This window comes from Fusobacterium sp. (assembly GCF_032477075.1).
Classification (GTDB): domain Bacteria; phylum Fusobacteriota; class Fusobacteriia; order Fusobacteriales; family Fusobacteriaceae; genus Fusobacterium_A.
The window spans coordinates 1-24,975 of record NZ_JAWDXO010000043.1; the positions used below are offsets into that span (position 1 = coordinate 1).

The 24,975-nt window shown below is 27.2% G+C and carries 20 protein-coding genes; 14 read left to right on the plus strand and 6 right to left on the minus strand.

All coding sequences use genetic code 11. The features are described from left to right. Positions 1–227 precede the first annotated feature (227 nt). Positions 228–590 carry an adhesion protein FadA gene (locus tag E6771_RS13900; RefSeq protein WP_316091940.1) on the plus strand — a complete coding sequence of 121 codons (363 nt, stop codon included), beginning with the start codon at positions 228–230 and terminating at the stop codon, positions 588–590. 47 nt (positions 591–637) lie between these two features. Here the strand turns inward: E6771_RS13900 and E6771_RS13905 are convergent, their stop codons facing one another. The 3 genes from E6771_RS13905 to mgtE all read right to left on the minus strand — a co-directional run bounded on the left by E6771_RS13905 (position 638) and on the right by mgtE (position 4,699). Further along, positions 638–1,276: a TrkA C-terminal domain-containing protein gene (locus E6771_RS13905; RefSeq protein WP_316091941.1), complete on the minus strand. Its 639-nt coding sequence runs from the start codon at positions 1,274–1,276 to the stop codon at positions 638–640. Positions 1,277–1,382: 106 nt separating this feature from the next. Beyond that, positions 1,383–3,203: a molecular chaperone HtpG gene (gene htpG / locus E6771_RS13910; RefSeq protein WP_316091942.1), complete on the minus strand. Its 1,821-nt coding sequence runs from the start codon at positions 3,201–3,203 to the stop codon at positions 1,383–1,385. Positions 3,204–3,364: 161 nt separating this feature from the next. After that, on the minus strand, positions 3,365–4,699 hold the full coding sequence (gene mgtE, locus E6771_RS13915; protein ID WP_316091943.1) for a magnesium transporter: 1,335 nt from the start codon (positions 4,697–4,699) through the stop codon (positions 3,365–3,367). 166 nt (positions 4,700–4,865) lie between these two features. Here mgtE and rsmB point away from each other — a divergent pair, with 166 nt between their 5' ends. Together rsmB and E6771_RS13925 are read left to right on the plus strand one after the other, a co-directional pair. Next, positions 4,866–6,164 (plus strand): 16S rRNA (cytosine(967)-C(5))-methyltransferase RsmB, encoded by a 1,299-nt coding sequence (rsmB, locus tag E6771_RS13920; RefSeq protein WP_316091944.1) that lies wholly within the window; start codon positions 4,866–4,868, stop codon positions 6,162–6,164. Between the two features lie 3 nt (positions 6,165–6,167). Next, the gene (locus E6771_RS13925) at positions 6,168–6,809 is read left to right on the plus strand and encodes an O-methyltransferase (protein WP_316091945.1); all 642 of its coding nucleotides are present in this window, start codon (positions 6,168–6,170) and stop codon (positions 6,807–6,809) included. Positions 6,810–6,895: 86 nt separating this feature from the next. On the opposite strand, the gene E6771_RS13930 is transcribed toward E6771_RS13925, so the two are convergent. Beyond that, the gene (locus E6771_RS13930; protein ID WP_316091946.1) at positions 6,896–8,248 is read right to left on the minus strand and encodes an amidohydrolase family protein; all 1,353 of its coding nucleotides are present in this window, start codon (positions 8,246–8,248) and stop codon (positions 6,896–6,898) included. A gap of 221 nt (positions 8,249–8,469) precedes the next feature. Here E6771_RS13930 and E6771_RS13935 point away from each other — a divergent pair, with 221 nt between their 5' ends. Both E6771_RS13935 and E6771_RS13940 read left to right on the plus strand, forming a co-directional pair. Continuing rightward, positions 8,470–9,243, plus strand: a complete 774-nt coding sequence (locus E6771_RS13935) for a glucose 1-dehydrogenase (RefSeq protein WP_316091947.1) — start codon at positions 8,470–8,472, stop codon at positions 9,241–9,243. A gap of 93 nt (positions 9,244–9,336) precedes the next feature. Next, positions 9,337–9,789 carry a DNA starvation/stationary phase protection protein gene (locus E6771_RS13940; protein WP_316091948.1) on the plus strand — a complete coding sequence of 151 codons (453 nt, stop codon included), beginning with the start codon at positions 9,337–9,339 and terminating at the stop codon, positions 9,787–9,789. Positions 9,790–9,856: 67 nt separating this feature from the next. On the opposite strand, the gene E6771_RS13945 is transcribed toward E6771_RS13940, so the two are convergent. Beyond that, complete coding sequence (locus E6771_RS13945; protein WP_316091949.1) at positions 9,857–10,189, minus strand: branched-chain amino acid transporter permease; 333 nt, start codon at positions 10,187–10,189, stop codon at positions 9,857–9,859. Next, positions 10,186–10,884 carry an AzlC family ABC transporter permease gene (locus E6771_RS13950; protein ID WP_316091950.1) on the minus strand — a complete coding sequence of 233 codons (699 nt, stop codon included), beginning with the start codon at positions 10,882–10,884 and terminating at the stop codon, positions 10,186–10,188. The genes E6771_RS13945 and E6771_RS13950 overlap by 4 nt, the downstream gene beginning before the upstream one ends. 195 nt (positions 10,885–11,079) lie before the next feature. On the opposite strand from E6771_RS13950, the gene creD reads away from it, so the two are divergent. From creD to rpsO, 9 genes are all read left to right on the plus strand, one after another. Further along, positions 11,080–12,471: a cell envelope integrity protein CreD gene (creD, locus tag E6771_RS13955; protein ID WP_316091951.1), complete on the plus strand. Its 1,392-nt coding sequence runs from the start codon at positions 11,080–11,082 to the stop codon at positions 12,469–12,471. Then, complete coding sequence (locus E6771_RS13960; RefSeq protein ID WP_316091952.1) at positions 12,468–14,984, plus strand: DUF2339 domain-containing protein; 2,517 nt, start codon at positions 12,468–12,470, stop codon at positions 14,982–14,984. Before creD ends, E6771_RS13960 begins: the two co-directional genes overlap by 4 nt. Next, entirely contained in the window at positions 14,977–16,134 is a 1,158-nt protein-coding gene (locus E6771_RS13965; RefSeq protein WP_316091953.1) for a hypothetical protein, read from the plus strand. The genes E6771_RS13960 and E6771_RS13965 overlap by 8 nt, the downstream gene beginning before the upstream one ends. 335 nt (positions 16,135–16,469) lie before the next feature. Beyond that, positions 16,470–18,056, plus strand: a complete 1,587-nt coding sequence (locus E6771_RS13970; protein WP_316091954.1) for a DEAD/DEAH box helicase — start codon at positions 16,470–16,472, stop codon at positions 18,054–18,056. A 135-nt stretch (positions 18,057–18,191) separates the two neighbouring features. After that, positions 18,192–19,148, plus strand: coding sequence for an endolytic transglycosylase MltG (mltG, locus tag E6771_RS13975; RefSeq protein WP_316091955.1), 957 nt, complete (start codon positions 18,192–18,194; stop codon positions 19,146–19,148). Then, complete coding sequence (locus E6771_RS13980) at positions 19,148–20,812, plus strand: B12-binding domain-containing radical SAM protein (RefSeq protein WP_316091956.1); 1,665 nt, start codon at positions 19,148–19,150, stop codon at positions 20,810–20,812. The genes mltG and E6771_RS13980 overlap by 1 nt, the downstream gene beginning before the upstream one ends. 65 nt (positions 20,813–20,877) lie before the next feature. After that, a complete protein-coding gene (gene tilS, locus E6771_RS13985) occupies positions 20,878–22,212 on the plus strand; it encodes a tRNA lysidine(34) synthetase TilS (protein WP_316091957.1) in 1,335 nt (444 codons plus the stop codon). Then, positions 22,209–24,443: an ATP-dependent zinc metalloprotease FtsH gene (gene ftsH / locus E6771_RS13990; protein ID WP_316091958.1), complete on the plus strand. Its 2,235-nt coding sequence runs from the start codon at positions 22,209–22,211 to the stop codon at positions 24,441–24,443. Before tilS ends, ftsH begins: the two co-directional genes overlap by 4 nt. Before the next feature lie 146 nt (positions 24,444–24,589). Continuing rightward, complete coding sequence (gene rpsO / locus E6771_RS13995) at positions 24,590–24,847, plus strand: 30S ribosomal protein S15 (protein WP_096404543.1); 258 nt, start codon at positions 24,590–24,592, stop codon at positions 24,845–24,847. Positions 24,848–24,975 lie beyond the last annotated feature (128 nt).

Genomic DNA, 24,975 nt, shown 5'->3' on the forward strand with positions numbered 1-24,975 from the left:
AGAAAAAGCAAACCATATGGGAGTAACATTTGAAGTATCAGCAGCAGATGAAAGTCATAAAAAAGATACAAGTATAAAATATGGTGTAAGATTCAACTACAAATTTTAATCAATTAAGATTAATATGAGAATGACTAAAAGTATAAAATTAAATTTTAAAAATGTATTTATATTCTAATTTATAAGTCATTCTCATAGACAAAATAAAAAACAGGAGGAAAATAATTATGAAAAAAATATTATTAGGTTGCTTATTATTAATATCAGCAGCATCTTTTGCAGCAACAGATGTTACAGTGACTCTTGAACAATTAGAACAAAATTTTCAGCAATTAGAAGCTGAAGAAAGAGCTATGTATAATCAGAGAAAGGCAGAAGCTGAAATAGCTGAAAAAGTATTAGCAGAACAAAAAGCTACATATCAACAGATAATTACACAAGAAAAGCGTATAACTGATGTAAAAGAATTTAGATACTATAAAGGGCAATATAATCAGCTTGCAAAAAAATATGCAGATGCTAAAAGAGCTTTGGAAGATGAAATGAAAAAACAGGAAGAAATAATTTATATGTTTGAAGTCATGAAGTAAAAAAGAAAACTGATCTTAAGATAAAAATCTTTAGATCAGTTTTTTATTTAACTTTGGATAGCACTAGTGAAAAAGTTTTTAACTCTGTCATAAGATTGTTCATTTCCTATAAAGTAAAGAATATCTCCTTCTTGGAAGATAGTTTGTGGTCCTGGTGAAAGAATAGTTTTTTCACCATGTTTAATGGCAAATATAGTAGCTCCAGTATGATTCCAAAACATTACTTCAGCACTCGTTTTTCCAATAAAATTCATATTTGGAGTAATACATATGGCAAGTGGAGTAAAGGGATTAACAGCTTCAAATTTATCTGTAATTTCTAAAAGTTTTGTTATACTGTTTAAAAGTTTTTCATTTTCCTTTTTTTGTCTTTTTATCCAATCATGAATATCTTTTTTAATACTATCAATTGTCTGGCTTTCACCATATTGTTCCATATATCTAATAGCATTTTCAATAGATTTTATTTCTATTCCACTTCCTTTTGATATATTTAATATATCAAATTCTTTTAATATATATACAGACTTTCGAATAGTTTCGGGAGAAACTCTGTATTCAGTGGCAAGAGTAGATCTTCCAGAAAGCTTTTCTCCAAGACTATATTTTCCATTTATTATTTTCTTTGCTATATCAATTGCTATTTTCTGATATACAGGAGCTTCATCAATAATCTCATTTTTCATTTTAACCCACCTTGAGATATAGTTTTTAATTAATTATACAATGTTTTTTTAAAAAATAATAGAGGAGAATAATAAGTTACTCTCCTCCAATTAAAATTTTTTAATATTATTTAATAAGATTATTTAATTTTTTGATGAAATCTACAGGATTTTCTATTTGAAATCCTTCTAAAATTAATGCTTCCGTATATAATACATCAAGGAGATCATTGAAAATTTCAGTGTTTTCAGAACTTTGAAGCTTTTTAAATACAGGATGTTCAGGATTTAAAGCAAGTATTTTTTCTGCTTTTATACTTTCATTTCCAGGTATTTGAGAAAGAACTTTTTCCATTTCTAAAGAAACACTTCCTTTTGCCAAAAGGGAAGAGGCAGCTTTACCTAAATCACTGCTAAGTTCAACATCAACTATTTTATTTGATAAAGCTTCTTTTATTTTATCAAGCATTGTTTTGTTTTCTTCTGAAAGTTTTTTTATTTCTTCTTCTTTTTCTTTACTGTCATCAATCTTGAAATCTGAGTCATTAATAGATTTAAATGATTTTCCATCATATTCTATCATAGTTTTTAGAGCAAATTCATCTATCTTGTCTGTAAGCAAAATAACTTCTATTTCTTTTTCTTTTAATGCTTCCATTTTAGGGAGAGAAGTAACAGTAGCTAAATCTTCTCCTACCACATAAAGAATTTCTTTCCTATCTCCCATACGTTCTGTATATTCTTTCAGTGTAATATATTTTTCATCGAGAGAGTTTCTGAAGATAAGAAGATTTTGAAGTTTATCTTTATTCATTCCAAACATGTCATGAATACCAAATTTTATATTTCTTCCAAAAGCTTCCCAAAATTCTATGTATTTATCTCTATCTGTCTTTAAAAGTTTTTCGAATTCATTTATTATTTTCTTTTCAAGATTTCTAGATATAGCTTGAAGTTCGCTATTTTGCTGTAAAATTTCTCTTGATATATTAAGGGAAAGATTATCACAATCTACAAGTCCCTTAATAAAACTAAAATATTCAGGAATCAGTTCATCACATTTATCCATTATAAATACATTTTTAGTGTAAAGTTGTAATCCTTTTTTATAATCTTTTGTATAGAAATCTATAGGAGCTTTTTTAGGAACATATAAAAGTGAAGTATATTCAATATTTCCTTGTATTTTTAGGTGAAAATGCATCATAGGATCTTCCCAGTCATGGAAATTAGATTTATAAAATTCATTATAATCTTCATCTTTTAAAGTTGATTTGTCAGTTTTCCATATAGGTTTTGTGGAATTAATTATTTCATCATTAAAATAGATTGGATATCTTACATAATCAGAATATTTTTTTACAAGATCTTTGATTTTCCAATCTTCAAGGAAACTATCATAATCTTCTCCAGATTTAATAGAAAGAGTTATAGAAGTTCCTCTTTTTTCAATTTCAATTTCTTCAATTTCATAAGAACCATCTCCAGAGGATATCCATTTAACGCCTTTATCAGAATAAGGAGATTTAGTAGTAAGAGTAATAGTATCTGCAGCCATAAATCCAGAGTAAAATCCTACTCCAAATTGTCCAATAATATCTATTTCATCTTTTGAAGTATTTTCTAATTTTTCTTTAAAAGCTTTAGAACCAGATTTAGCAATAGTTCCTATATTCTCAGATACTTCTTCGTAAGTCATTCCTATGCCATTGTCTGTTATTGTTAATTCTTTTTTGTCCTTATCAACAGATAATATTATTTTAAAATCTTTATTATCTTTTAATATTTCACTATCAGTAAGAGAATTAAATTTTAACTTATCAATTGCATCACTAGCATTTGATATAAGTTCTCTTAAAAATATTTCTTTATTTGTATAGATAGAATTTATCATTAAGTTAAGTAATTCTTTTGTTTCAGCTTGAAACACTTTTGATTCTTTTCTCATATTTTAAAATCCTCCTTTTAGCACTCTATAACTTATGTGGCTAATAATTATATACCATAAATCATTTTTCATGTCAATATAAAAATGAAAAAAGTTTTAGAATTTTAAAAAATAAAAGTCTAAAACTTAATTTATTTTATAATTTTATATTTGTAAATGTATTATGCAAGATTTAAAAAATGAGTTGATAAGCCAAAATAAACTACTAATGCACAAGCATCCACTATTGTAGTGATTAATGGACTTGCCATAATAGCAGGATCAAGTTTAAAAGCTTTTGCCATTATCGGAAGAACACCTCCAACAACTTTAGCTATTACAACTGTAAATAAAAGACTTGCACATACCACTAATGAAATTGTAAGACCAGCTCTATCTATAAAGTATATTCTCAAAAAATTTACAACAGCCAGTGTTACTCCAACTATTAGACTCACTCTAAATTCTTTCCAAAGTATCTTTCCAATATCCTTAAGCTGTATTTCCCCAAGTGCTATTCCTCTGATAATAAGAGTAGAAGATTGTGAACCAGCATTTCCACCAGTGTCCATCAACATAGGAATAAATGCAGCTAGAATAACAACTGATTGAAGTACTTCCTCATATCTTCTTATAATAATACCAGTAGCTGTAGCAGAAATCATAAGTACTAAAAGCCATATTATTCTATGTTTTGCAAGAGAGAATACAGATTCTTTAAGATATTCTTCATCTGATGGATTCATGGCAGCCATTTTTTGAAAATCTTCTGTATTTTCTTGATCAATAACATCCACAACATCATCAATAGTAATAATACCAACAAGTCGTACTTCATTATCGACTACTGGCATAGATGTGAGATCGTACTTTCTGAACTGGGAAGCAATGAACTCTTGATCATCAGTGGTAATAGCACTAATAACATTAGTTTCCATTGCATCAATTAAAGGAAGTATATCATCTAAAAAAATAAGACTTTTTAATGAAATAAATCCAACAAGCTTTCTTTGGTTATCAATAATGTAACATATATCAATGGTTTCATTATCAATACCCACTTTTTTTATATGATTTAAAGCTTGTCCAATATTCATATCGCTCTTTAGAGAAACATATTCCACTGTCATTACACTACCAGCACTATTTTCAGGGTATTTTAGAAACTGATTGATTAATTTTCTGGTATCTGAGGAAGTGTTCTGTAATATTTTATCTACAATATTTGCAGGCATTTCTTCAATGAAATCCACAGTGTCATCAATAAACATTTCATCAATTATATGACGTATTTCTTCATCTGTTATATTTTCAACAATTTCTTGTTGTTTCTCTGAAGAAAGATATGAAAATACTTCTGCTGAAGTATCTTTAGGAAGAATTCTAAATATTTTAAGGCTTTGCTCTTTAGTAAGGTCTTCAAGAAATTCTGCAATATCTACTGGATTTTCTTCCATAAGTGATTCTTTCAATTTTGCTAATTGATTATTTTTTAGGAAAAACAAAACATTTTCCATATTCCACCTCCATTTCTAAAAATTTTATTACACATATAAGGGTAGCATTTTCTCAGAAAAAACGCAATATTTGTTTATAAAAAATTTAATTTCTAAACAGAAAACTTTTAATTATATTGTAAATATTGTATAATAATTAAGATAGAGAGATTTTGGGAGGATAAAAGTGAATATAAAGCAAAGAGTCATTGGGCTTATACAAGAAGTTGAAAATGGAAAATATTCCAATATAGCTTTAAATGATTATTTTAGAGAAAATATTCTGAATAGAAAAGAAAGAGGTTTTATAACAGAACTTTTTTATGGTGTAATAAGAAAAAAAATATTTTTAGATTATGAAATAAATAAAAGAGTAAGTTCAATAAAAAAAGATTGGATAAGAAATCTTCTAAGAATATCTATATACCAGATTACTTTTATGAAAAGTGATGATAAAGGAGTAGTATGGGAAGCTTCTGAACTGGCTAAGAAAAAGTTTGGTGTGCCAGTTGGTAAGTTTGTAAATGGGGTATTACGAGGATATTTAAGAGAAATGGAAGATGATATAAAAGAGTTGAGAGAAATGGATAAACTGGATATTCTTTTATCATATCCAAGATGGTTTTATGAAAAGATAAAAGATGAATATTGGGAAGAAGCAGAATTATTTTTAGAATCATTAAAAAAGATACCTTATATCAGTTTTAGAGTAAATACATTAAAATACAGTGAAAAAGAATTTGAAGAGCTGCTTTTGGCTAAAGATATAGAAATAATAAAAAAAGTAGATACAGTATATTATATAGATTCAGGAATATTGTTATATAGTGATGAATTTAAAGAAGGAAAGATAATAGTGCAGGATGCATCATCTTATCTATCAGCTAAAAATTTAAATCCAAATGAGAAGGATTTAGTTTTGGATACTTGCAGTGCCCCTGGAGGAAAAACAGCAGTACTTGGTGAATTGATGGGAAATAAAGGGGAACTTTTAGCTTTAGATATTTATCCGCACAAACTAAAATTAATAGAAGAAAATTGTAAAAAATTAGGAATAGATGTAGTTAAAACTGTAAAAATGGATGCAAGAAAATTGAATCAACAGGGGAAAAAGTTCGATAAAATACTGGTAGATGCCCCATGCAGTGGTTATGGTGTACTTAGAAAAAAACCTGAAGCTATATATAATAAAACCGCTGAAAATATAGAGTTATTATCAGAGCTACAATTTGAAATACTTGAATCAGCTTCACAAGTTCTTAAAGATGATGGAGAATTAGTCTATAGTACTTGTACTATTTTAAAAGAAGAAAATACAGAAAATATAAAGAAGTTTTTAGAAAAATATCCGGAATTTGAAACAACAGAAATATATATACCAGAAAATGTAAAAGGAACTTATGATGAAGTTGGGGGATTTACAATAGACTATAATGAAGATATTTTAGATGGATTTTATATTGCAAAAATCAGAAAAAAGAGGTAAAAAATGTTAGAGGAATTAAAGGAAGCTAATGAGTATATAATAGGAAAAATTAAGGAAAAAGATAAACTGATACTTGAGATGGAGAATTATGCTCAAGAATATAATATTCCAATTGTAACAAAAGAAATAGCTGAATATTTAAAATTTTTAGTGAGAAGCTATAGAAGAAAAAATATTTTAGAAATAGGAACAGCTATTGGTTATTCAGGTATACTTATGGCTAAAGAATTAAAAGAAAACAGTGGAAAATTATATACTATTGAAATAGATGAAGAAAGATATAATCTTGCTCAAGAAAACTTTAAAAAATCTGGATTGGATAATATTATTTCAATTAAAGGAGATGCTTTAGAAGAAGTAAAGAAAATAAATGATAGATTTGATTTTATATTTATAGATGCTTCAAAAGGACAATATATGGATTTTTTTGAAGATTCCTATAAATTATTAAATGAAGGTGGAATAATATTTATTGATAATATAATGTTTAGAGGGTATTTGTATAAAGAATATCCAAAAAGGTTTAAAACTATTGTAAAAAGATTAGATAATTTTATAGATTATCTTTATGAGAGAGAAGATAAATTTGTACTTCTTCCTTTTGGAGATGGTGTTGGCCTTTGTTTTAAAGAAAAAAATAAGTAAAAATATTTTTATTATAAAATTAAGAAAAGCAGAGAAATATATATTTCCCTGCTTTTTTATTTAGATAATCAAGTATAGCAAGAAGATTATATTTTAGGATATTCAACTATTTTTCCAAGTTTTGAATTGATGACTTTTCCATTCTTTAATGCTATTTCACCATCAATAAGTACATATTTTATTCCAACAGGAGAAAGAGAACTATCAGCAAAAGTAGCTCTGTCTTCTATTTCTTCCAAAGAAAAAATAGTAATGTCTGCATCTGCTCCAATTTCTAAACTTCCTTTATTTAATTTTAATAATTTGGCGGGCTGTGAAGTTATTTTTTCTATACCCTCGTATAGAGACATAAGTTTTTTATCTCTCACATACTTAGAAATAAACCTTGGAAAAGTTCCAGTGGCTCTGGGATGACCATTTCCATCTTCTCCTAATATCCCATCACTGACTATTATTGTATTGGGATCTTTCAAAGCAGTTTCTATGTCTTTTTCCAACATCATATGACCTGTAACAAGAGTATTGGGTAACTCTTTTCTGAGAGTATTAAAAAGTTTCTCAGTGCATCTTTGAACTTTATATTTTCCTTCCATAACCTCTAAACAATTATATTCTACTTTATGCCTTTTAATATAATCATTGTCAAATACTGCAGAACCTATATGAGTACTGAAAGCAGCATAAGGATAACAATCACAGGAAACATCAATTCCCTTCTTTCTTTTTTCCTCTACTGCAGAAAGAAATTTATCCATTTGTCCATAACCAGCCATACTTCCAATATGTGAAATTTGTAAATGAGCTTTTATATAATTTCCTATTTCTAAAAATTCATCTAAAGCTTCAAAGACATTATCACCATCATCTCTAAGATGAGCACTTATTATTCTGTTTTTTCCAAGACTGGCTAAAGTGATTAATTCATTAAAATCTATTCCTGGAATATATTCTATACCAAAACTTATTCCAAAAAGCCCACATTCTTTAATAAGATTTTTACCATATTGATACATCTTTTCAATATCTTGACTTTCTAAATTTTCATATCTGTCATTTGCTTCAATGTATTTTCTAAGTATACTATGTGGAAGGAAGGAACCAAAATTTACAGGGTTTCCTTTTTCAATTATGCTGAAATACTCTTTTATATTACTTGAACCTATTCCACAATTGCCTCCAATTGCAGTGGTAACTCCCATTTTTAACATTTTTTCAAATATATTAATCTTAATTTCTTCATTTACAATAGAATCTTCATGCATATGCATATCAACAAAACCTGGAGAGATATATAGTTCATGACAATCTAACTCTTCATCACCAGATAGTTTTTTATCAGATAATTCCTTAATTTTTCCATTTTCTATAAGAAGATTTATTTTTTTAAATATTTTATTTTTAGGATCTACTAAAATTCCATTATTTATAGCTATTTTCATGATAACACATCCTTTCTTTAAATTCTTTATTAGGAATAAGTATAAAAGATAATCTAAAATTTGTATAATACAGTTTTTATATTTTTTTAATATAGTTCATATATATCAAAATATAGATATATAAAAGGATAGCAGAGATTTTTTTAGTAAATTATGATATAATATTTATGTGAATAATAGAGCATAGATGGGGATTGAAATACTTTAAGGAGATGATTTCAATGAAAATAACAGAACAATATAATTTAAAAGGAAAAGTTGCTATTATAACAGGAGCTGGAGATGGAATAGGAAAAGCTTCTGCTTTAAAATTAGCTGAGGCTGGAGCTAATGTAGTATGCAGTGACCTAGATATTGAAAAAGCCAGAGAAACAGCTAAAGAAGCTGCTGTATTTGGAGTGAGGTCATTAGCTATAAAATGTAATGTGACAATAGAAGAAGATTTGAAAAATCTTGTAGATGAAACTATAAAAAACTTTGAAAAAATAAATATATTAGTAAATAATGCTGGAGGTGGCGGAGGTGGAAAAGAAAAGCTTGAAGAACTTACACTTGATTACATAACTTTTATATATAAACTTAATGTATTCAGCATTTTTACTTTGATGAAGCTTTGTGCTCCCCATATGAGAAAAGATAACTATGGCTCAATAATAAATATAAGCTCAATGGCAAGTAATATGGTAAGCTCAAATATGAGTGTATATGGAAGTTCCAAAGCTGCAATAAATCAACTTACAAAATATGCTGCTCTTGATTTAGGACCTGAGATAAGAGTTAATGCAATAGGACCAGGAGCTATAAAAACAAAAGCATTAGCTTCAGTGCTTACACCTGAAATAGAAGAAAAAATGTTGGCTAAAACTCCAATAAAAAGATTGGGAGAAGTGAATGATATAGCTATGGCAGTGCTATATTTTGCAAGTCCAGCTTCAAGTTGGACAAGTGGACAGATACTCTTTGTAAATGGGGGAGGAATTCAAGAATTAGATTAAAAATATTAAAATATTAAAAGGAATAGGAAAAACTTATCTAATAATATATACAGCAACTAAAAAAGAAACAAAATTATTAGGAGGTTTTTTACTATGAAAAAAAAACAAGAAGAATTAATTTATCAAATGAACAAATTTTTATCTAATTTACATGTCTTTAAAACTATAGTACACAATTATCATTGGAATTTAAAGGGAGAACATTTTTTTACTATACATCCAATGCTTGATGGAGTAATGGCAGAAACTGATGAACATATAGATGAAGTAGCAGAAAGAATACTTATGATAAAAGGAAGACCTTTTGCTTCTCTTAAAGTATATTTAGAACATTCTATGCTTCAAGAAATTGAATCAAAACCATATACAGGTGAGGAAGCAATAAAGGGAATACTTGAGAATTTTAAACTTCTTTTGGATGAAATGAATGTAGCATTAAAAATGTCTGAAGATCTAGAAGATCAAGAAACAGCAGATCTGTTTACAGGAATAGGAGCTGCTTATCAAAAACATGTTTGGATGTATACTGCTTGGCTGACTAAATAGTCACAGGAAATAAAGTTAATTATAAAACAAATCGGCTTATAATATTTTTATAAGCCGATTTTTATATTTAGAAAACATATTGGATAAGAATCATGTAAAAAATAGTTCCTCCACCAATAGATAAAAGCATATTTTTTTTCCATTTATGAAGTATTATTATTCCTACAATAGAAATGGATTCAGGAAGTCCGTAAGGGGCTGCAACTATTGAAACTCCTTTTAAACAATAAACAACTAACATTCCTATTACTGCAAAAGGAAGAACTTTACCTAAATATTGTATATATTTTGGAGTAGGTTTATTAGCTGGAAAAATTATAAAAGGAAGAAACCTTGTTAAAAGAGTCCCCAATATTACCATAGCTACAGTGATTATTTCTTGTTCTACTGTAAGTCTCATCTAACTTCCTCCTTTTCAAGTTTTTTTCTGCTTAATGTCAATGAAATAAGTATAGCTATCATTGCTGGAATAATAAAGTTATCCATTCCAAACAAAACAAGACAAACAACAGAAGCTAAGACCCCAATTACAGCTGGAAGATGGTTTTTCTGAGAATCCCATTGACTAAGAAATATAACAACAAAAAGAGCAGTCATTACAAAATCAATTCCTTTAGTATTGAAGTTAATAAAAGAGCCCAAAATTCCTCCTAAAGTAGCTCCAGATACCCAGTAAACATAGTTTAAAAGAGTGACAAAAAACATAAACCATCCTTTATCTATTCCTTCAGGAATATCCACAGTACAGTTAATAGAAAATGATTCATCACACATTCCAAATATTAAATATAACTTCTTTTTTCCAGTTCCTCTATATTTTTCCAACATAGAAACACCATAGAAAAGATGTCTTGCATTTACCATGACAGCTAATAAAAAAGCATTTAATGGATCAAAAACTGATACTAAAAGATTAGCAGTTATAAATTCCATAGATCCTGCAAAAATAGTAAGGCTCATAAGCATTGGATATATGAAGGAAAATCCCATTTTATTCATATATATTCCATAGGCTAATCCAAGAAAAGAAAAACCAGCACATATAGGAAGTGTATGAGGAAAAGCAGCTTTGAATGCCTTTGTTTTTGTGTTCATTTTATTCCCCCTTTAGTATTTAAATTATAATATTTAAAAATTGATATATTTTCTTATTATACCTAAATTGCGAATTAAAGACAATACTAATTTTAAAAAAACTTCTTTGATATTTTGAATAAAAAAAGAATTAGAACAAAACCAGTAAATATGATAAACTTAATCTATATAAGATATATTCAGGAGGGGAAAGTAATGAAAAAGAAAGTTAAAACTACAGGAAATCCAATATTAAAAAAGGCTTTATTTTTATTTTTTTTCAGCCTTTTATTGCAGATTCCTCTTATGTTTGTAAATGGAGTAGTACGTGAAAGAAATTATTTGTATGATTCTACTATAAAAAATATAGGAAGAGAATGGGGTGAAACTCAAACAATAGCAGGACCTGTGGTAGTAGTTCCTTATACAGAGGAATATTATGAAAGAGAATATACAGTAGATAAACAGGGAAAGGAAACAGAAATAGTAAAAAGTAAAAAAAGAAAAAATAGCTTGATAGTTCTTCCAGAAAAATTAGACATAAATGTTGATTTAAAAGAAGAAGTAAGAAAAAGAGGAATATATAAGTCAATGGTATATACTGGAGAATTAAAAATGAAAGGAAATTTTTCTAAAGTATTATCAAATATTCCAGTAAATGCAGTTATAGATTACAATGAGATAAGTATATCTTTAGGAATAACAGATATAAAAGCTCTTCTTAAGATAGATAAATTTAATTTTAATGAAAATGAAATAGAATTAGAATCAGGAACTGGGTTAGTGAGACCATTTCAAATTTCTAAAGGGATCTCGGGAAAATTAAATATGAAAAATGAAGTTTTAACAGAAATTCCATTTGATATAGAATTAGTGTTTAGAGGAAGTGAAGGAATAACTCTTTTACCATTGGGAAAAGAAAATAGCTTCTTTATAAAATCAGCATGGGAAAATCCAAGTTTTTATGGAATGCTTCCGAGAGAAAGAGTCATAAATCAAAATGGTTTTACTGCAAATTGGAATATATCACATCTAACTAGAAATTATAAACAGTACTTTTTAGCAAATGAGAGCAATACTATAGATTTATCAGAAGCACAAGCAGGAGTGGCTCTTTACAATGGAATTACTCATTATAGACAGGTAATAAGAGCAGCTAAATATGGAGTTTTGTTCATAATGATGAGTTTGTTAGCTGTATATCTATTTGAAATATCAGGAAAAAAAGAAACTCACTATGTGCAATATGGAATTGTAGGATTTTCTCTAGTCATGTTTTATCTGCTTCTTTTATCATTGGCAGAACATATAAGTTTTATAACAGCTTATGGAATATCGGCAGCAGCAGTTATAATTCCTGTATCCTTGTATATAGCCAGTGTTACAAAAAATATCAAATATGGTATGGGGATGTTAGTTCTTCTTATAGGAATATATTCAATATTGTTCTCAATTTTAAAAATGGAAGATTATGCACTTTTAACAGGAACACTGCTTATTATGGGAGTATTATATCTTCTGATGTATATAACTAAAAATATGGAAATAGTAAATAAAAAAGTTCCAGAAACAGAAGAAAATGAGAATGAGGAACAGGTGAAAAAATGATAGATAAGAAAAAAGAACTTGAACTTTTGGAAGAAAAGTATCAGGAAATAAAAAAGCTTAATTCAGAAGCTGAATCTATTATATCAGAGATAAAAAATGATGTTGATATAAATAGAGAAACCCAGCTTTTAGAAGAAAAAGAAAAACTGGAGAAAACTTTAAGAAAAATTAAAGATGAATTACAAATTAAAACAAAAGAAATAGAAGATTTAAAAAATTCTAATGTAGTACTTTTGGAAGAGTTAAAAGAAAGTAAGAGACTAAGAAGAGAAAAAGAGATAAATAAATTTCAGGCAGTAGCTGCTAAAAAAGTAAAGATAGACCTTGAGGATAGAATAATAAATAGACTTAGCAATTTTAGAAAAGAACTTTATAAAAAAATTAATATTCAAGATAAAGAATTGATGAAAGATATGTCTAAAGAATCTCATGAATTAAGGACTGAATTAAAGACAGTAGCTGAAAAAGTGGACATATTTATAGAAAATTCAAAGAAAAAAGCTTTAGAAGCAGGTATAGCATTAAGTGAAGAAAGTTCAGTATTTCATAGTGAAATACAAAAAGAATATGATTTGAAAGAAGATAAATACCTCTTTGAAAAAGAGAAAAAGAATTTTGTATTAGAAAAACTTATTGGATTAAAGGGATTCAATTTTTTAGGAATAATTTCAATTTTTTTAGGAATATTTTTAGTATTTAAAACACAATTTAGAGAATTCTTTAATAATGATTATATAAAAAGTTCAGGATCATATCTTTTAGGGATTGTTTTTCTATTTGCTGGAGAAAAATTATATCAAAAAAATAAAAAACATTTTGCTGTAGGACTTATAGGTGGTGGAATAGGAATATTATATATAACTACCTTGTTGTCAACAATGTATTTAGGATTATTTTCTATGATATTGGGACTTTTTATTTCAGTTATTTTAACTGGATTAGTAGTTATATTAGCATTGAGATATAATTCTCAAATTATAGGAATATTAGCTCTTATTGGTGGCTATCTTCCATATGGAGCTTATATCTACTATGAAGGTGGAATTACAAAAATATATTATTTGATAGCTTATTCTCTGATACTTCAAGGTATAGTTTTAGGAATAGCCTGGAAAAAAGACTGGTTATACAGTAAAATAATTGGATTTGTAATAGGTTCAGCAAACATGGCAGGGATAGTATTTTATCTTTCAAAATATATGGATAATAAACTTACTGCATTTTTCTATATTGTAATATTCACTACTGCATACAGTTTTATTTTTCTTAATTCACATAGAAAAGAAAATAGAGAAAGTAATATTATAGACTATATACTTCTTAGTCTTAATCTTATTGTAAAGTTTTCTTTGATATACAGTTTATCAGATGGAACAACACCAAACTGGTTAAAAGCTGGATTAGTAGCAGGAGTTGGTATTATATATGGATTTTTTGGAGACAAACTTAAAGAAAATAGAGTATCAAAGATCTTCTATGTAATAGCATTGGGATGTTTCATAGTGATAATTCCTGTAATACTTTCTAAAGAATATATAGTAGTAGCATGGGGAATGGAAGCTGTATTTTTATATTTTATGGCTTCAAAATATAAAAATAAAGAAATAGAATATGGAGCAATTTTTATATATTTAATAACTCTTTTAACTAATTTTTTCATAAGAGAAGAAAAATATTATTTAGTGTATATTCAAGATATAGTGATAATTTCACTTTCTTTTGTAGTATATTTCATTGTAAAAGAAAGGAATTATAATAAAACTATTAAAAGCTTAATGGGACCTTTTAAATATCTTATATTTTTATATTCAATTTTCTTTATTAACAATGTAATTTTTCTCAATATTAAAAAATTACCAGGAAGATACTATACAAAAGAAATGTTTGGAGTATTGATATCTGTTTTAATTGTAAATATTTTATTAAGAATTGTAACTTACAAAATAAAGGAACTTCAAGATAAATTCAGCTTGGTATTTTTAACAATTATAGAAACACTTTCAATATTAATAATAAACATGGTGAATATGTTTGGCTATGTTAGATATGAGAGCGGAAAAGAAAGAATGCTATTAATAGGATTAATTTTAACTGTAAATATATATTTATTTTTCTTTGGGAGAAAAGATATCCATTTTACTATATTTAGGACAAGTGAAAAGAAAGTTCCATGGGTAATAGGAGAATCAGTATACATAATTATAGTTTCTTATATAGTGATGAATAATGTACTTTATATAGAAGGAGCAAATCTGGTAATAAATATTGTTGGACTTCTTATGTGTGGGTATTTGGTTTGGAAAGGATTTAAAATACCTAATAGGAATATAAGAAGAGTGGGACTTGGAATAGGAATATTCTTTGTTTTGAAAAGTTTCTTTATAGATTTTATATCTTTTAGCAGTACATATAAACTTCTTGCATACTTTAGTATGGGAGTAATATTGATAGGAACTTCATATATTTATCAGACAGCTTTAAAAAAATTAGAAAAGGAGGAAAAAGGTGAATAAAGTAATATTAGGATTATTATTTACATTATCTTTACAATCCTTTTCTTATGACTATTTTAAAGAGATAGAAGTAAATAGTAATAGTAAATATAAAGAATTTTATATAACTGAGGATATTTATCTTAATAGCAGAAATGATTTAGGGGATATAAGAATATTAGATAATAGTGGACAAGAAATACCTTATGTAATTGAAAAAAAAGATGTAGGATATAACAATATTGACAAAACAGTTTCAGTGGGAAATATAATATCTGAAACAGCTAAAGAAGAAAAAATGGAAACAGTTTTTAAATTTTCTCCTCAAAATGAACTGGACGATGTATTTGGAAATAGGATAGAAATAAAACCTAAGAGAAATTTTTATTTTGAATATGAATTATTAGGAAGTAATAATGGAAAAAATTGGGAGTATATAACTTATGGAGAAATTTATAAAACTCCTGATAGAGAAAATTTACTGATAGATTTTCCAACAGAAAAATATACATACTATAAGCTTGTAACTGATTTAAGTAAAGAAAGTAATTTTAAAGGTGCAGTTTTGAAATTTTATGGAAGTGAAAAAAAGGAAATTGAAACTATTTTAGTAAAATTACAATATCAATCAGAGGAAAAAGATAAAATCAGTATAATAACTATCCAAACTAATAATCTTCCAATATCTAGAATATATCTAAAGTCTGAAGGTGAATTTAAAAGAAATTATTCAATTGGAAATAGCTACTACTACAGAACAGGCACTATTTTTAAAGTAGGCAATAAAGAGAATATGGAGATAGATCTTAGAGAGATATCAAGATCAGAACAAATGCTTCTAGAGATAAAAAATGGAGACAACAAGCCTCTAATAATAAGTGAAATACAAGGTGAATATATTCCAATCAAAATAATGTTTAGAGCAGAAGAAAAAGGAAAATATAGAATAACTTTTGGAGATGAAAACTTATATAAACCAAAATATGATTTGGAAGAATTTAGTAGTATGATAAAAGAGAGAGAATTAGTTGTAACAGGCAAAATGAATATAGTGGAAAAAGAACTAATTCAAGAACCTAAAGATATGAGCATATACTATAATATATTCATTGGTTTAATTGTACTTCTTTTAAGTAGTTTCATGATAAAAAAAATAAGTAAGAAAAAATAATTTATATTTGAAACATGTTGTTTTTATTAAGAAAATAGCATGTTTCGTTTTTAGAACAAAAATAAAACTTACAATTTCTTAAAAAGTATAGTATAATATATTCTTGAGTAGTAAACATAGGATTCTTTAATTAAGATAGATATTTATTTAAATGTATTTTGTTTTATAACACACCGTTAAAAATATCTTTAAAAAGAACAAGAGGATTCCTATAAAGCTACAAAACATTTTTGTTGTAGAACACAAGGGAAAGAAACTCTGATTGTTTTTAAATGCATATGAGATTTTTTAGTGTGGTATGATGAAATAAAATAATTTAAATAAGGATGTGAAGAATGGAAAAATTAGAAGAATTCAAAAAATTAGGATTGGGAGAGAAAACAATAAAAGCTCTTTCAAAAAAAGGATATGAAAAACCAACACCTATACAAGCTTTGACTATACCTGCATTATTAGATGGAGAGAAAGATATAATAGGGCAGGCGCAAACAGGAACTGGTAAAACAGCTGCTTTTTCTTTGCCAATATTGGAAAGATTTGAACCTGGAAAAGTAGTACAGGCTATTGTTTTAGCACCTACTAGAGAGCTTGCTATCCAAGTCGCTGAGGAAATGAACAGTCTTGCAAATGGGAAAAAAATAAGAATAACTCCTGTATATGGAGGACAGTCAATAGAATTTCAAATCAGACAATTGAAAAAAGGAACTGATATAATTGTTGGAACTCCTGGAAGAGTAATGGATTTGATGGATAGAAAACTTATAAAATTAGATAATCTTAAATATTTTATATTAGATGAAGCTGATGAAATGCTTAATATGGGATTCCTGGAAGATGTAGAAAAAATTCTTGAATCTACAAATGATGATAAAAGAATGCTTTTCTTCTCTGCCACAATGCCAAATGAAATATTGAAAATTGCTAAAAAACATATGAGAGATTATGAGGTTTTAGCTGTAAAAACTAGAGAACTTACAACTGATTTAACAGATCAAATCTATTTTGAAGTACATGAAAGAGATAAATTTGAAGCTTTATGCAGAATAATTGATTTGACTAAGGATTTTTATGGAATAGTTTTTTGTAGAACTAAAAATGATGTAAATGATGTAGTTGGTAAATTAAATGATAGAGGATATGATGCTGAAGGACTTCATGGGGATATCAGTCAAAATTATAGAGAAGTGACTTTAAAAAGATTTAAAGCTAAAAAGATAAACGTATTAGTAGCAACAGATGTAGCTGCAAGGGGAATAGATGTAAATGATCTTTCTCATGTAATCAATTATTCTATACCACAAGAGGCTGAAAGCTATGTACATAGAATAGGAAGAACTGGAAGAGCTGGAAAAGAAGGAACTGCTATAACATTTATTACTCCTCAAGAATATAGAAGGCTTCTTCAAATACAAAAAATTGTAAAAACTGAAATTAGAAAAGAAAGGGTTCCAGGAGTAAAAGATGTAATTCAAGCTAAAAAATTCAGATTAATAGAAGAATTAAATCATATATTAGCTGAAAATAACTTTGATAATTTCAAAGATCTTTCAAGAGAACTTTTAAATGGTGAAGATGCAGTGGATATAGTAGCAGCATTGATTAAACATTCATATGAAGATGTACTTGATGAAAATAATTACAATGAAATAAATAACAGTGCACCATTAGAAAAAACTGGAAAAGTGAGATTATTTGTTGCTTTAGGAAGAAAAAATGATATGACTCCTAAAAAATTAGTTGAAATGGTAACAAGTAAGACTAAAGTTGATGAAAGAAAATTGAAAAATGTTGAAGTTTATGAAAACTTCTCATTCTTGTCTGTTCCTTTCCATGAAGCAGAAGAAATTATTGAAGTATTTAAACAAGATAAAAAAGGAAGAAAACCTTTAATAGAAAAAGCTAAAGAAAAGAAACAACAATAAATATATAAGACGGCTCAAAGGCTTATTCAGATTTCCTTTGAGTCGTTTTCATTTTTTGGAAAAGAAAGTAACTAATTCTTGATACTAGGAGAGATTATGTTATAATATAAGAAAACACTTTATGAGGAGTTGGAAATGAAAAAATGGATCTATACTATTGGAGGAATATTTACCATAATTGTAACAATAGTAGTAGTTTTCTTCTACATTGAAATAAATAAAAAAATAAATTATCGTAAAATAATTGAGATAAAGAGAGGAGTGCCACTGAAGGCATCATTGTCAAGTCTTCCTATTTCAGACAGTTTTGTTTTCAAAGTTTATTTAAAATACAGAAATGAAGGAAGAGGAATAAAAGCTGGTTATTATGAATTAAAAGGTAAAATGTCAATGAAAGAACTCATAGATGTCCTTGAAGCAGGAAAGGACAAAGTTTTTAAACTTACCATTCCAGAAGGATATAGCATAGCAGAAATAGCCGAACTTTTAGAAAAAAATGGAAGGATAGATAAAGATAAATTCTATAAAGAATTTAATGGAATAGAGTTCCCTTATCCTACACCAGAAGGAAATTTTGAGGGATATTTATACCCTGAAACTTACTATATACCAGAAAATTATAATGAAAGACTTATTATAAGGACTTTATTGAGAGAATTCTTAAAAAAATTCCCACCAGAAAAATATGAAGATAAGGATGAGTTTTATCAGAAGCTTATAATGGCATCTATTTTAGAAAGAGAAGCTAAACTTGATGAGGAAAAACCTCTAATGGCTTCTGTATTTTATAATAGAATAAAAAAGAAAATGACTCTTTCTTCTGATGCAACAGTAAACTTTTTATATGATTATAAAAAGAGAAGAATGTATTATAAAGACTTGGAAATAGATTCTCCATATAATACTTATAAATATAAAGGACTTCCTCCAGGACCAATATCCAATCCAAGTGTAGTTTCAGTAGAAGCAGCTTATAACCCAGCTGATACAGATTATCTGTTTTTTGTTGCTACAGGAGATGGAGGACATTTTTTTAGTAAAACATATAAAGAACACTTAGAATTTCAAAGAAAAAACAAGGAGAATAAATAGTGAGTAAAATAGTTTTGGCTGCAATAAACAGTCAATATGTGCATTTGAATCTAGCAGTGAGATATCTCAAGAAATATGTAGAAACAAATAGCAATTTAAAGATAGAAATATATGAGACTAATATTAATAACCAAATTTTAAATATAATAAAAGATATTTTTGAATTAAGTCCAGATAAAATAATATTTTCAACATATATCTGGAATAAAGAATATGTATTTGAAATATTAAAAGAGTTAAAAAAAGTACTTCCAAATGTAAAGATTATACTTGGAGGACCAGAGGTATCTTTTGGTTGGGAAAAAATAATGGAAGATAATCAAGAAATAGACAGTATTCTCATTGGAGAAGGAGAAAAAGTTTTTTTAAACTTTTTGACCAAAGAAAGTGACAAAGTATTGGGAATTGTTTATAAAAAAAATGGAGAAGTGTACTTTAATGGAAAAGAAAAAATAATAGAAGATCTAGATATAATTCCATTTCCATATGAAAATGAAGAATTACAAGAAAAAACAAAGATATTTTATTATGAAAGTTCAAGAGGATGTCCATTTAAGTGCTCATATTGTATGTCTTCAATAGATAAAACTGTAAGATATTATTCATTAGAGAGAGTAAAAGAAGATTTGATAATATTTCTAAATTCTCCCATAAAACTTTTAAAATTTGTGGATAGAACATTTAATTTGAAAAAAGAAAGATATATGAAAATATGGCAATTTCTTTTAGAAAACTATAGAGAAGGAATAACATTTCATTTTGAAATAAATGCAAATATTTTTGATGATGAAGTTTTAGATTTTCTAGAAACGGTACCAAAGGGCTATTTTCAATTTGAAATAGGAATTCAGACTATAAACTCTGATACAATGAAAAGCATCAATAGAAGTAATATATTGAATAAATTAGCCTATAACATAGAGAGAATAAATAGAAATATTCATCTTCATCTTGATCTTATAGCAGGGCTTCCTTATGAAACATATGGAGTATTTAAAAAATCTTTTGATTATGTTCATGAATTAAAACCTGAGATGATCCAACTTGGTTTTTTGAAATTACTAAAGGGAACCCAAATGTATAGTGAAATTGAAAAATATGAATATAGGTATTTTTTTAAACCACCATATGAAATTTTTTCAAATAAGTTTATATCTTTTGCAGAGATAATAAAACTTAAAAATTTTGAAAAAATTTTGGACTATTACTATAACTCAGAAAAATTTAACTTGAGTGTAAAATATGTAATAAATAGATATTATAAAAGTTCTTTTGATTTTTATGAAGAGTTAGCTAGTTATTTTGATAAAAAAGGATATTTAAAAATAAGTCATAAAGAAACAGCACTTTTTGATATATTACATAATTTTTATGTAGAAAAGAGATTTGAGGAGATAAATGTGTTTGAAGAATATTTAAAATTTGATTTTATAATGTTAGGGAAACCAGGATTTTATCCAAAATGGCTAATTAGCAGAAAGGATTCAGAACTTCATAACAGTATAATAAAAGAGAAGGGATTTAAAAGTGTAAGAGAAGGTCATAAAAATAGTGAACTTGAAATTTTTTCTTTTAATATATTTTCTGGAGATAAAGAAGAAATAAACATATTCTTCAATTATAAAACAAAAGAATATGAAGTAGTAAAAAATAATAAAATATAGTTAAATAATTTTGCAAAAAAACAGTAAGATATGTTATAATTTTATGAAAATGAAATGGAGAATTTATGAATTTATACAGGGAAATCTTAGAAAAAAATAGGAAAGATAATTTAATAGCAGAAAATGATAAAATAATAGTTGGTTTTTCAGGAGGACCTGATTCAGTTTTTTTAGTTGAAATGCTGAAGAAACTTAAAAAAAAAATAAATTTTGATATAGTACTTGTACATATAAATCACTTATTAAGAGGAGAAAATTCTGATGGTGATGAAAACTTTTCACTAGAATATGGAAAGAAAAATGAAATGCAAGTTTTTAGCAGAAAAATAAATATAACAGCATTAGGGAAAGAGTTAGGTCTTACTTTAGAAGAAGCAGGAAGGAAAGCAAGATATGACTTATTTAAAGAAATACTAAAAAAGACAAGAGCTAATAAAGTTGCCTTAGCTCATAATAAAGATGATCAGCTGGAAACGTTTATGTTTAGATTAACCAGAGGAACAAGTATTGAAGGATTGGAAGGGATTGTTGCTAAAAGAGAGATGTATATAAGACCAATATCTGAAATTTATAAAAAAGATATTATTAAATACTTAAATGATAATAATATTTCTTATAGAATAGATGAAACAAATTTTGAAAATGAATTCACAAGAAATAGTATTAGGCTTGATCTTATTCCATTTATAGAGAAAAGATATAATCCAAAATTTAAAGATAAACTTTATTCTTTGATTGAGGAAATAAGGGAAGTAAATAAAGTTTTAGAAATAAAATTTGAAGAATACATGGTTGATAATAAATTAAATATAAAAAAATTGAAACAATTAAATAAATATCTTCTTAGCAAGGTATTGATACAATATCTGTATAGCTATGGAATAGAAGTATCACGAAATAAAATCCAACTTATAGAGGATATTTTAAATAAAGGAGGTAGTAAAGATATTTCTTTAAATAGGGAATTTATTCTAAAAAAAGATTATGATTTCCTTGCAATAGAAAAGAATATACAAAAAGAAAAACAATGTATAAAAGAGGTTGGATTAGAAATACCAGGACATGTAATATTTGGTGAGTATGTAATAGAAGCATCTTTTACTGATAGAGTATTATATGATAGTCAAAACTTTTATACTAATTTAAAAATAGGGGATAAACTTAAAATTAGAGTCAGGCAAAATGGAGACAGAATGATTCCAATAGGAATGATATCAGAAAAAAAAGTAAAAGATATCCTTATAAATGAAAAGATTCCAAAAGAAAAAAGAGATACTATTCCTTTAGTAATATATAATGGAGAAATAGTATGGATTGCAGGAATAAAAGGAAATGAAAAATATAAAAATTCTGATTATAAAAACTGTGTAAAATTGAATATAAGGAGGATCAGTAGTTGAACAGAGAAGATTTTATAGAAGAAAAAGTATTTTATATAGAGGAAGAAGAGGTAAAAGATTCTGAAAAAAAAGAAAAACCACAAGAAGATGAAAAGAAAACTTCTCAAGAACCAGATAATAAAAAACCGCAAGAAGATGAAGAAAATAAAAATGAAGAAAAAGAAAAGATACATGATGAAATAAAAGAAAGAAAAGAGGAACTAAAATCAAAATTAAGAGATGGGTTGAATCAAAATAATAATAAAGAAGAAGAGCGTAATAATAAACTAAAAAACCTTGGAGGGAGGTTTAACTTTAAAGGTTTTGTAATGTTGCTTTTTATAGTCACATTAATAGCTTCTGCTCCAGCTTTATTATCAACTAACACAAAAACTCCAAGTAATGAAATTGGATATAGTGAATTTATAAATCATGTAAAAAATAAAGAAATAATTAAAGTTAATGAAAAAGAAGGATATGTATATGGATATTCGCCAGAAGATGAAAAGAAAGAAGTAAAATCATATAAAGCGAGAATGATAACTGACAGATTGGGAGACGACCCTGTTTTAGTTAAAACAATAGAAGAAAATAATGCTTCTATAAAATCACTTCCACCTCAAGAATTACCATTCCTATTAAATATGCTTGCATCTTGGTTCCCAATGCTTTTATTGATAGGAGTATGGATCTTCATGCTTAACAGAATGAATAAAGGAAGTGGAGGAGGACCTCAAATTTTTAATATGGGGAAATCCAAAGCTAAAGATAATGGAGAAGAGATATCTAAAGTAACATTTGATGATGTTGCAGGTATTCCAGAGGCAAAAGTTGAGTTGGAAGAAGTTGTAAGTTTTTTAAAAGAACCAGAAAAATTTAAGAAAATAGGGGCAAGAATTCCTAAAGGAGTATTGTTATTAGGAGGACCTGGAACTGGAAAAACTCTTCTAGCTAAAGCAGTAGCTGGAGAAGCTAAAGTGCCATTTTTCAGTATGTCTGGATCGGAATTTGTAGAAATGTTTGTAGGGGTAGGAGCTTCAAGAGTAAGAGATTTATTTAATAAAGCTAGAAAAAGTGCTCCATGTATAATATTTATAGATGAAATAGATGCTGTAGGTAGAAAAAGAGGCTCTGGTCAAGGTGGAGGAAATGATGAAAGAGAGCAAACTCTTAATCAGCTTCTAGTAGAGATGGACGGATTTGGAACTGATGAGACTATCATAGTCCTTGCTGCAACTAATAGACCAGAAATCTTGGATAAGGCTTTAATGAGACCAGGAAGATTTGACAGACAGGTAATAGTTGATAATCCTGATATCAAAGGAAGAGAAGAAATATTAAAAGTTCATATAAGAGGTAAAAAAATTGCCAAAGATGTAGATTTATCTATAATAGCTAAGAAAACTCCAGGATTTGTGGGAGCTGACCTTGCAAATATGCTGAATGAGGCTGCAATACTTGCTGCAAGGGAAGGAAGAGAAGAAATAACTATGGCTGATTTGGAAGAAGCATCTGAAAAAGTAAGTATAGGACCAGAAAGAAAATCTAAAGTTGTAGTAGAAAAAGAGAGAAGAATATCAGCCTATCATGAAGCAGGACATGCTGTTGTAACTCATTTATTACCTAATACAAATCCAGTTCACAAAGTAACAATAGTTCCAAGAGGAAGAGCTGGAGGTTTTACTATGTCACTTCCTGAAGAAGAAAAAGGATATTACTTTAAAAGTGAATTTTTGAGTCAGATAAAATATGCCTTAGGTGGAAGAGCAGCTGAGCAGATAGTATTTAATGATATAACTACAGGAGCAAGTGGAGACATTCAAAGTGTTACAAATATTGTTCATGGAATGGTAAAAGTTTATGGAATGTCAGATAAATTTGGACCAATACTTCTTGATGGAACTAGAGAAGGAGATTTATTTCAACAAAAATACTATAGTGAAGAAACTGGAAAAGATATAGATGAAGAAATTCTTTCAATAGTGAATACTCAATATCAAGAAACTTTGAAATTATTAGAGGATAATTTTGATAAACTAGATATTGTAGCAAAAGCTTTGTTAGAAAAAGAAACTCTTAATAGAGAAGAATTTGAAGCGTTAATGAATGGAAAAACTCTTGCTGAATTAGCTGCAACTAAAAAAGAAGCAGAAGAGATAAAAGCTAATGAAATTATAGAAGAAGAAAAAACAGAAGATATAATTGAAGAAATAAAAGAAAATAAAGAATTTGATAAAGAAAATCAGGAATAGAAAAATTTTTTGAAAATAATAAAATTATTTACATTTTATAGATAATATGATATGATTATTTAGTAAATTTGTGCTCAGTTTTACGATTAGCCCCGTATTACTTAGCTCAAATAATATATAATTTTAGGAGGAAATATAAAATGGCTATGAGAAGTAAAGCAGAAATAGTTAAAGAGTTTGGAAAATTTGAAGGAGATACAGGATCAACTGAAGTACAAATTGCACTTCTTACTGAAAAGATCAATCACCTAACAGATCACTTAAGAGTTCACAAAAAAGACTTCCACTCAAGATTAGGATTATTAAAAATGGTAGGTCAAAGAAAAAGATTATTAGCTTACCTAACTAAGAAAGATCTTGAGGGATACAGAAACTTAATCGCTAGATTAGGAATCAGAAAATAATCAAATAAAGAACGAGGATATATCCTCGTTTTTTTTATTTCTTAGGAAATTATAATTTGATAAATTTGTTGAAAAAATAAAAAATATTAATTATTTTAGCTTCATATTAGATATATTTAATCGAATAA